Genomic DNA, 10,626 nt, shown 5'->3' on the forward strand with positions numbered 1-10,626 from the left:
GGCATTGCCTAAAAATTCAAGCGTACACGGCAATTTAAAGCTTTAATTTTGCGGTTTTAAGTAAAAATCCAGCTTTTCAATCATAAAAGCTATAAATTCTTGAGTAATTCGAGGTAAATGCTGTCTAGAAGCATACACGACCGACAAACTTAACTCAGGGGCCGTAAAGTTTTTAAATAAAGGAGTTAGACGTTTTTCTTTTAAATCCTTCTCCACTAATAAAGTAGGTAACATTGCGACTCCCTGTGCGTGTAAGCACATATCGTAAAGCGCATTCACATCATTACTTTTAAAAGTGACATTTAAAGGATAGTTCTGAGGCTGTTGTTCATTATCAAAAAGTGTCCAGTATTGATGTTGGCTGTGATGAGCAATACATTCATGTTGAATAAGTTGACGAGGATGGAGCAGGGGACTGTGCTGTTTCAAATAATCAGGATGAGCACAGAACACAGACTCGATTTGACAAACGGGTCGTGCAATTAAACCATCGGCCACCTTTTGAGTGATACGTAACGCCAAGTCTACTTGTGCATCGATAAGATCCATGGTGTTTTCAGTTAAGTAAACATCAAAATCAATATGTGGATGTTGACGTTTAAACTGTCGAATACATTCTGCTACCCCCAGTTCAAACAAAAATAAACCGCACGTAAAACGAATTGTTCCATTATGCTGCTCAGGTGCAGCGAGTTCTTGTAAGAGTAACTGCTGTTGTAAAATATTTTCACAGTAGAGTAGAGCTTTCTCACCTGCTGGAGTAAGAGATATTTTTCGGGTATTTCTTTGGAAAAGTCGAGTTGAGAACGTATGCTCAAGGTGTTCAAGATAACGCGAAACCATGGCACGAGAATAATTAAGATGCTCGGCTGCTTTGGTCAAATTGCCATGTTGTGCAATAGAAACAAAGACCTGAATCGCTTTTAAAGTATCCATATGTCTAGCTATTATTACAATATATGCAACAGTTTATCTTAAATTAGTGCGTTTATCTTACATAAATTGCAATTTAAAGTGTTCTTCATGAAACAGGAGAATACCTAATGAAATTATTTAAATTAACCGCTTCCGCACTGGCTACTGCTACAGCATTAACCATGGCTCAGTCAGCTTTTGCTCAAGAATTGAAAATTCAGAGTTTTCTTGCTAAACCAGAACACTTCGGTGTGACTTCAACCTTAATAGAAGGGGATAAGGAAGTTTTATTGGTTAATGCACAATTTTCAAAATCTGAAGCTTTACGTATTGCTGCAAATATTCTTGATAGCGGTAAAACATTAAAAACTATTTTTGTAAGCTATGGTGACCCGGACTATTATTTCGGCTTAGACGTATTTAAACAGTATTTCCCGAATGTACAGATCATTGCTACGCCGGAAACAGTAAAGCATATTCAGGATACTCAAGCGCTTAAAGTTAAATATTGGGGGCCACAAATGGGTGCAAATGCACCTAGCCAAATTATTGTGCCTCAAGCTTACACTGCTAAAACTTTAAAACTTGAGAATGAATCAATCGAGATTAAAGGTAAAAAAGAGCTTACTTATTTATGGGTTCCTTCTGCAAAAGCAGTTGTGGGTGGTATTCCGGTATCTTCAGGCATTCATTTATGGATGGCCGATACCCCTAAAACCAAAGATCGTGTGGAAGTCATTCAATCTTTAGAAAGCATTAAAGCCCTTCAACCTAAAATTGTCGTACCTGCTCATATGGTAGAAGGCGCACCACAAGGCCTAGATGCTGTTAACTTTTCAATTAATTATTTAAATAGCTATGAAAAAGCAGCTAAAGCAACTAAAAATGCTACTGAGTTGAGCAAACTCATGCAAAAGCAATATCCAACACTTCAAAGCGTGGATAGCTTAGAGTTAGGGGCTAAGGTCGTAAAAGGTGAAATGCAGTGGCCATAATTTAACATTTAAGCCGTATTCACTTTTAAAAGAGCCGTGATCATTCGCGGCTTTTTTATGAAAAACCACTTTTAAGGGCCAAAAAGCTCTGTAACAGTCTATGTACCTTATATAGCGTTTCTATAAATGGAAAAATTTTAAATATAACGGCCAAGCAGAATGAAAAGAAAAAATTGATAAAATTAAACAATCGTTTATCTATGGTTTAATTTATAAATTAGGTTGGTCATATTAAAAAAATGAATTTAATAAAAAATTGCAGAATTTGTACTTCTATTACTACAAAAGACAACCAATGATACGCACGTCAGAAAAAAAAATTGTGAATTATAGGCAGCGCGAAGATGAACTTTGCATTTAAACGTTTGTCGTAATGAAAGGAAAGCAATCATGAAAAAATTAGGTCTTATCTCTGTAGTACTTGCTGGTGTTGCTCTTACAGCTGTTGGTTGTGCATCAGAAGCTGGTTTAAACGCTTCTGGTTCTGCTCAAACAAGTGCTAGCCCATCTGGCGTACATGCTGGTGCTGGTATCGATGCAGGTGTTTCTGGTCAAGCACAACCTGGTCAAGTAGACGCTGGTGCTTCTGGTTCAGTTTCAGGTTCTGCAACTGCTCAGTAATACACTGCTAAAAATAAGAGATATGAGTTTATAGAACATATATATTCATGATGCCGATACATATATGAAATGAGCTGCTACTCATTTTTCTATAAATTAGAGAGAATTTATATTCCTCAAAAAAGCCCCAGAAGACTTATCTCTTTGGGGCTTTTTATATCTTAGTGAGTTTAATCATCGTGACGATAATCTCGACGATCATGATCTCGATTTTCTACCCGTTTTTTATCCCAATCACGGTGCCTTTTTTCCCATTCACGACGATTTTTTTCTTGTTCACGAATGTCTTTACGTTGTTGTTCATATACTCGTTGACGCTCTTCCCAACGTTTTCGTTCCCAATCATTATATCGACGTTGATCATCACGATCATAGCGACGATCATGATCATGGTAACCATATCCGCCACCACGATAATAAGGATCATCTGGATAAGCAACACAGCCTACAGTTAAAAGACTGGTTGCTAACATAGTAACAACTAGTTTTGCTGACATAGCAGTCCCTCTTTTTGTCTGTTAACAATAATTGGCAAAAAAGTCCTGTTTTAATCGACAGATTTGTTAATGACATTTGCTATAAATCAGATTAGCGTAGATTGGTTTTTACCTTTGTATCTTGATTGCATGAGTTGTATGCGAATATAGTCAAACAACAAAGAATTCTGTAGAAAATATGAAGGATAAGAGGGATTCAAGGAGACAGGCATGACAGCATTTAATCAAAAAATTCAAACATTGCTAGATAAGGGACAAGGCCCTGCTGCTCGAGCACTTGATAGGTTACCCCGACTAGCCCAAGAGTCTCTCGCTAAAATTTTAGGATATTCTTATCAATACCCAGATCTCGATTCATTTACGAAATGCATGATGGCTGTGCAAATCAAACAGGGGAGAGTGGGTTTCATTGGCTCTGATCCGATTCAATCAAGAAGAATGTTTGATGCACAAATGCAGGCCATACGTCAAAAACCAACTTATATTGAATCAGTAGAAGATATTCGTCTTCCACTACAAAGCGGCACAATCTTTGCCAGACATTATCATCCGACTCCTAATAAGAAACTGCCATTAATCGTGTTTTATCACGGGGGTGGTTTTGTTGTAGGTGGTTTAGATACTCATGATGAAGTTTGTCGTTTATTAGCAAAATATGCAAAAGTACAGGTCCTCAGTATCGACTATCCTCTTGCTCCGGAAGTTTCACCACAACATTTAATTCAGTCATGTGAAGATGCATTAGCATGGGTTTATCAAAATCGCAGACAATTAAAAATATTAAAAAATAGAATTGCGGTTGCAGGGGACAGTGCAGGAGGAAATATTAGTACTGTTGTAGCGCAAAGATCAGTAAATAAAGCTTATGCACCACAAGCACAATTACTTATCTATCCAACAGTAGATTTTAAAAGCAGACATCCTTCTTTTTATGCCTATAACGAAGGATTGGTTTTAACAAATACCGATATTGATTACGTCACACAATATTATGCAACTCAGCATAATGTAGAACTTGATGATCCAATTATTTCACCCACCTATGGCAACCTAAAGAAAAATCCACCAGCTTTTGTGATTACAGCTGGACATGATGTCCTACATGATGAAGCGAAAATATATAGTCATAAATTAAGACAAAATGGCGTAAAAATGTATTACGAAGAGTTTCCGGAACAGACTCATGGTTTTATTAACCTGACTCCAATTTCTAGAAAAGCCAAACGTCATACTATCGAAATTAGTAAAAACTTCAGAAAATTTTGGGATAAAAATAGTTAAGTAAATTCAATAATCCATGTTTCACGTGGAACATGGATTAAATAAACAAATAGACTTAAAAATTCTTAATAAATAGTCACTAGAATTCTTCGCTGTAGATGATTAAATTTAATAATTATCTTTTTATAAAACTTATTGTAGGAAAATATGAAAAAGTTATTGATGTTGTTTTGTCTAGGTCTAAGTAGTCACTCAGTATGGGCTAATAGCTTAGTTGAGATGCAAACAAATTTAGGCAACATCGAAATAGAGTTGTATGACGATAAAGCACCGATTAGTGTGAATAACTTTAAAAGCTATATAAAGTCTGGTTTTTATAAAGAAACAATTTTTCATCGTGTGATTCCTGGTTTCATGGCACAAGGGGGTGGCATGACTGCAAATATGCAGGAAAAGACAACACGAGCACCTATTAAGAACGAAGCAGGAAATGGTATTGCAAATACACGTGGTACTTTAGCGATGGCTCGTACATCAGATCCAGATTCAGCTACTAGCCAATTTTTTATAAATGTCGCAGATAATAAATTTCTTAACCGTTCACCGGGAAATCCGGGATATGCCGTTTTTGGTAAAGTTGTAAAAGGAATGGATGTAGTAGACCGTATTGTTCAGGTTCCTACATCAAACTATGGCATGCATCAAAACGTACCAAAACAGCCTATAAAGATTGTAGATATAAAGATCAAAACAATGGGAAAATAAATTAAATATATGAATCAATAACTTAAATTATTTTTTAAATTTATTTGACTGAAAAAGAACCGGTCGAGCATGGATATTTATAAAAGTGCTTGCGTACCGGTTTTTTTTCCCTATAATGCACTCATCCCGACGCGATACACAAGAATATCTTAGCTTACAGGGTTAAGATAAAAGCTTAGTATTGTGTTGGATCTGTCTCTGACGAGGAGCAGAAAAATCATTAAGAGAATTGAAGAACAACTTGTGTGGATTTTTACTGATTGATTAATCGAAATAATTTTCATTGATTGATTGGTTTAAATTACTCGAAGTTTATTTGAGCGAAATTTAAGTCAGTAATTGATGAGCCAGAATTGGCACCTTGTCTATAAATAAGGTGCAAAATGATTTTAACTGAAGAGTTTGATCATGGCTCAGATTGAACGCTGGCGGCAGGCTTAACACATGCAAGTCGAGCGGGGGAAGGTAGCTTGCTACCGGACCTAGCGGCGGACGGGTGAGTAATGCTTAGGAATCTGCCTATTAGTGGGGGACAACATCTCGAAAGGGATGCTAATACCGCATACGTCCTACGGGAGAAAGCAGGGGATCTTCGGACCTTGCGCTAATAGATGAGCCTAAGTCGGATTAGCTAGTTGGTGGGGTAAAGGCCTACCAAGGCGACGATCTGTAGCGGGTCTGAGAGGATGATCCGCCACACTGGGACTGAGACACGGCCCAGACTCCTACGGGAGGCAGCAGTGGGGAATATTGGACAATGGGCGCAAGCCTGATCCAGCCATGCCGCGTGTGTGAAGAAGGCCTTATGGTTGTAAAGCACTTTAAGCGAGGAGGAGGCTACTTTAGATAATACCTAGAGATAGTGGACGTTACTCGCAGAATAAGCACCGGCTAACTCTGTGCCAGCAGCCGCGGTAATACAGAGGGTGCAAGCGTTAATCGGATTTACTGGGCGTAAAGCGCGCGTAGGCGGCTAATTAAGTCAAATGTGAAATCCCCGAGCTTAACTTGGGAATTGCATTCGATACTGGTTAGCTAGAGTGTGGGAGAGGATGGTAGAATTCCAGGTGTAGCGGTGAAATGCGTAGAGATCTGGAGGAATACCGATGGCGAAGGCAGCCATCTGGCCTAACACTGACGCTGAGGTGCGAAAGCATGGGGAGCAAACAGGATTAGATACCCTGGTAGTCCATGCCGTAAACGATGTCTACTAGCCGTTGGGGCCTTTGAGGCTTTAGTGGCGCAGCTAACGCGATAAGTAGACCGCCTGGGGAGTACGGTCGCAAGACTAAAACTCAAATGAATTGACGGGGGCCCGCACAAGCGGTGGAGCATGTGGTTTAATTCGATGCAACGCGAAGAACCTTACCTGGCCTTGACATAGTAAGAACTTTCCAGAGATGGATTGGTGCCTTCGGGAACTTACATACAGGTGCTGCATGGCTGTCGTCAGCTCGTGTCGTGAGATGTTGGGTTAAGTCCCGCAACGAGCGCAACCCTTTTCCTTATTTGCCAGCGAGTAATGTCGGGAACTTTAAGGATACTGCCAGTGACAAACTGGAGGAAGGCGGGGACGACGTCAAGTCATCATGGCCCTTACGGCCAGGGCTACACACGTGCTACAATGGTCGGTACAAAGGGTTGCTACACAGCGATGTGATGCTAATCTCAAAAAGCCGATCGTAGTCCGGATTGGAGTCTGCAACTCGACTCCATGAAGTCGGAATCGCTAGTAATCGCGGATCAGAATGCCGCGGTGAATACGTTCCCGGGCCTTGTACACACCGCCCGTCACACCATGGGAGTTTGTTGCACCAGAAGTAGCTAGCCTAACTGCAAAGAGGGCGGTTACCACGGTGTGGCCGATGACTGGGGTGAAGTCGTAACAAGGTAGCCGTAGGGGAACCTGCGGCTGGATCACCTCCTTAACGAAAGATTGACGATTGGTAAGAATCCACAACAAGTTGTTCTTCATAGATGTATCTGAGGGTCTGTAGCTCAGTTGGTTAGAGCACACGCTTGATAAGCGTGGGGTCACAAGTTCAAGTCTTGTCAGACCCACCATGACTTTGACTGGTTAAAGTTATAGATAAAAGATACATGACTGATGATGTAAGCTGGGGACTTAGCTTAGTTGGTAGAGCGCCTGCTTTGCACGCAGGAGGTCAGGAGTTCGACTCTCCTAGTCTCCACCAGAACTTAAGATAAGTTCGGATTACAGAAATTAGTAAATAGAGATTTCGATCTTGGTTTATTAACTTCTGTGATTTAAGTATCACGGTATTAAGCATGACCTGACGAAGGCATGTTTATTCATTAACAGATTGGCAAAATTGAGTCTGAAATAAATTGTTCACTCAAGAGTTTAGATTAAGCAATTAATCTGAATGAATTGAGAACTAGCAAATTAACTGAATCAAGCGTTTTGGTATATGAATTTAGATTGAAGCTGTACAGTGTTTAAATACACAGTGCTCTAAACTAAAATGTTGAAGTTACTAACTTGTAGGTAACGTCGACTGTTTGGGGTTGTATAGTCAAGTAATTAAGTGCATGTGGTGGATGCCTTGGCAGTCAGAGGCGATGAAAGACGTGATAGCCTGCGAAAAGCTCCGGGGAGGCGGCAAATATCCTTTGATCCGGAGATGTCTGAATGGGGAAACCCACCTACTTTAAGGTAGGTATTGCAACATGAATACATAGTGTTGCAAGGCGAACGAGGGGAAGTGAAACATCTCAGTACCCTTAGGAAAAGAAATCAATTGAGATTCCCTCAGTAGCGGCGAGCGAACGGGGATCAGCCCATTAAGTTATGTGTGTTTTAGTGGAACGCTCTGGGAAGTGCGAACGTAGAGGGTGATATTCCCGTACACGAAAGGGCACACATAATGATGACGAGTAGGGCGAGGCACGTGAAACCTTGTCTGAATATGGGGGGACCATCCTCCAAGGCTAAATACTCCTGACTGACCGATAGTGAACCAGTACCGTGAGGGAAAGGCGAAAAGAACCCCTGTGAGGGGAGTGAAATAGATCCTGAAACCGCATGCATACAAGCAGTGGGAGCACCTTCGTGGTGTGACTGCGTACCTTTTGTATAATGGGTCAGCGACTTATATTCAGTAGCGAGGTTAACCGTATAGGGGAGCCGTAGAGAAATCGAGTCTTAATAGGGCGTTTAGTTGCTGGGTATAGACCCGAAACCAGGCGATCTATCCATGAGCAGGTTGAAGGTTGGGTAACACTAACTGGAGGACCGAACCCACTGTCGTTGAAAAGCCAGGGGATGACTTGTGGATAGGGGTGAAAGGCTAATCAAGCCTGGTGATAGCTGGTTCTCCCCGAAAGCTATTTAGGTAGCGCCTCGGACGAATACCATAGGGGGTAGAGCACTGTTTCGGCTAGGGGGTCATCCCGACTTACCAAACCGATGCAAACTCCGAATACCTATGAGTACTATCCGGGAGACAGACTGCGGGTGCTAACGTCCGTAGTCAAGAGGAAAACAATCCAGACCGCCAGCTAAGGCCCCAAAATCATAGTTAAGTGGGAAACGATGTGGGAAGGCATAGACAGCTAGGAGGTTGGCTTAGAAGCAGCCACCCTTTAAAGAAAGCGTAATAGCTCACTAGTCGAGTCGGCCTGCGCGGAAGATGTAACGGGGCTAAAACTATGTGCCGAAGCTGCGGATTTGACATTAGTCAAGTGGTAGGGGAGCGTTCTGTAAGCCGATGAAGGTGTATTGAGAAGTATGCTGGAGGTATCAGAAGTGCGAATGCTGACGTGAGTAACGACAAAACGGGTGAAAAACCCGTTCGCCGAAAGACCAAGGGTTCCAGTCCAACGTTAATCGGGGCTGGGTGAGTCGACCCCTAAGGCGAGGCCGAAAGGCGTAGTCGATGGGAAATTGGTTAATATTCCAATACTTCTGTGTAATGCGATGAGAGGACGGAGAAGGTTAAGTCAGCCTGGCGTTGGTTGTCCAGGTGGAAGGATGTAGGTATGTATCTTAGGCAAATCCGGGGTACTCTATACTGAGATCCGATAGCAAGCTGTACTTGTACAGCGAAGTGGCTGATACCATGCTTCCAGGAAAAGTCTCTAAGCTTCAGTTACACAGGAATCGTACCCGAAACCGACACAGGTGGTCAGGTCGAGTAGACCAAGGCGCTTGAGAGAACTCTGCTGAAGGAACTAGGCAAAATGGTACCGTAACTTCGGGAGAAGGTACGCTGTTGTTGGTGATGGAACTTGCTTCCTGAGCTGATGACAGCCGCAGAAACCAGGCCGCTGCAACTGTTTATTAAAAACATAGCACTCTGCAAACACGAAAGTGGACGTATAGGGTGTGATGCCTGCCCGGTGCTGGAAGGTTAATTGATGGGGTTAGCGTAAGCGAAGCTCTTGATCGAAGCCCCAGTAAACGGCGGCCGTAACTATAACGGTCCTAAGGTAGCGAAATTCCTTGTCGGGTAAGTTCCGACCTGCACGAATGGCATAATGATGGCGGCGCTGTCTCCAGCAGAGGCTCAGTGAAATCGAAATCGCTGTGAAGATGCAGTGTACCCGCGGCTAGACGGAAAGACCCCGTGAACCTTTACTGCAGCTTGACACTGAACTTTGACCTTACTTGTGTAGGATAGGTGGGAGGCTTTGAAGTTGGAACGCTAGTTCCAATGGAGCCGTCCTTGAAATACCACCCTGGTAATGTTGAGGTTCTAACTCTGTCCCGTTATCCGGGACGAGGACCGTGTCTGGTGGGTAGTTTGACTGGGGCGGTCTCCTCCTAAAGAGTAACGGAGGAGTACGAAGGTGCGCTCAGCGTGGTCGGAAATCACGCGTAGAGTATAAAGGCAAAAGCGCGCTTAACTGCGAGACCCACAAGTCGAGCAGGTACGAAAGTAGGTCTTAGTGATCCGGTGGTTCTGTATGGAAGGGCCATCGCTCAACGGATAAAAGGTACTCTGGGGATAACAGGCTGATACCGCCCAAGAGTTCATATCGACGGCGGTGTTTGGCACCTCGATGTCGGCTCATCTCATCCTGGGGCTGAAGCAGGTCCCAAGGGTATGGCTGTTCGCCATTTAAAGAGGTACGCGAGCTGGGTTTAGAACGTCGTGAGACAGTTCGGTCCCTATCTACCGTGGGCGCTGGAAATTTGAGAGGATCTGCTCCTAGTACGAGAGGACCAGAGTGGACGAACCTCTGGTGTACCGGTTGTGACGCCAGTCGCATCGCCGGGTAGCTATGTTCGGAAGGGATAACCGCTGAAAGCATCTAAGCGGGAAGCCTACCTCAAGATAAGATTTCCCTAGGAATTTATTCCTCTAAAGAGCCGTTCGAGACTAGGACGTTGATAGGTTGGATGTGGAAGCATAGTGATATGTGAAGCTGACCAATACTAATTGCTCGTGAGGCTTGACTATACAACACCCAAGCAGTTGTATATAAAGCATCAATCGATTCATAAATCTACAAAGCAACTTGATTTAGTTATTCCACTAGATAAAATGAACACAATCAGATTCAATCAGCCCAATCTGTAAAGATTTGGAAAACGCTTCGGCAGTCAATAAGACCAAAGCAAGTATCCATAAACAGTTGTGCTGGCG

Annotated in this window: 5 protein-coding genes, 2 tRNA genes, 2 rRNA genes and 1 pseudogene; 8 read left to right on the top strand and 2 right to left on the bottom strand. The window is 42.6% G+C overall.

What is annotated here, in order from left to right:
- Positions 1-8: 8 nt before the first annotated feature.
- Positions 9-936 (bottom strand): annotated as a pseudogene (locus J671_RS17805) (LysR family transcriptional regulator).
- A gap of 107 nt (positions 937-1,043) precedes the next feature.
- Here J671_RS17805 and J671_RS17810 point away from each other — a divergent pair.
- Positions 1,044-1,910, top strand: a complete 867-nt coding sequence (locus tag J671_RS17810; protein WP_004711232.1) for an MBL fold metallo-hydrolase — start codon at positions 1,044-1,046, stop codon at positions 1,908-1,910.
- Between the two features lie 390 nt (positions 1,911-2,300).
- A complete protein-coding gene (locus tag J671_RS17815; RefSeq protein WP_002051903.1) occupies positions 2,301-2,531 on the top strand; it encodes a hypothetical protein in 231 nt (76 codons plus the stop codon).
- Positions 2,532-2,701: 170 nt separating this feature from the next.
- Here the strand turns inward: J671_RS17815 and J671_RS17820 are convergent, their stop codons facing one another.
- Positions 2,702-3,028: a hypothetical protein gene (locus tag J671_RS17820; RefSeq protein WP_002051871.1), complete on the bottom strand. Its 327-nt coding sequence runs from the start codon at positions 3,026-3,028 to the stop codon at positions 2,702-2,704.
- A 210-nt stretch (positions 3,029-3,238) separates the two neighbouring features.
- Between J671_RS17820 and J671_RS17825 the strand changes: the two genes are divergently transcribed.
- The 6 genes from J671_RS17825 (at position 3,239) to J671_RS17850 (ending at position 10,440) form a co-directional block, all read left to right on the top strand.
- A complete protein-coding gene (locus tag J671_RS17825; RefSeq protein ID WP_023188037.1) occupies positions 3,239-4,309 on the top strand; it encodes an alpha/beta hydrolase in 1,071 nt (356 codons plus the stop codon).
- 147 nt (positions 4,310-4,456) lie between these two features.
- Positions 4,457-5,014, top strand: a complete 558-nt coding sequence (locus J671_RS17830; protein WP_004711225.1) for a peptidylprolyl isomerase — start codon at positions 4,457-4,459, stop codon at positions 5,012-5,014.
- A 390-nt stretch (positions 5,015-5,404) separates the two neighbouring features.
- A 16S ribosomal RNA gene (locus J671_RS17835) occupies positions 5,405-6,942 on the top strand.
- 59 nt (positions 6,943-7,001) lie between these two features.
- Positions 7,002-7,078 (top strand) — tRNA-Ile (locus J671_RS17840).
- Positions 7,079-7,133: 55 nt separating this feature from the next.
- Positions 7,134-7,209: transfer RNA gene (locus tag J671_RS17845), tRNA-Ala, on the top strand.
- 340 nt (positions 7,210-7,549) lie between these two features.
- Positions 7,550-10,440, top strand: a 23S ribosomal RNA gene (locus J671_RS17850).
- The 16S and 23S rRNA genes sit together here with 2 tRNA genes alongside, the layout of an rRNA operon.
- The last annotated feature ends 186 nt before the right edge of the window (positions 10,441-10,626 follow it).

Origin of the sequence: Acinetobacter sp. 1130196, assembly GCF_000588095.1 — a bacterium.
Classification (GTDB): Bacteria; Pseudomonadota; Gammaproteobacteria; order Pseudomonadales; family Moraxellaceae; genus Acinetobacter; species Acinetobacter nosocomialis.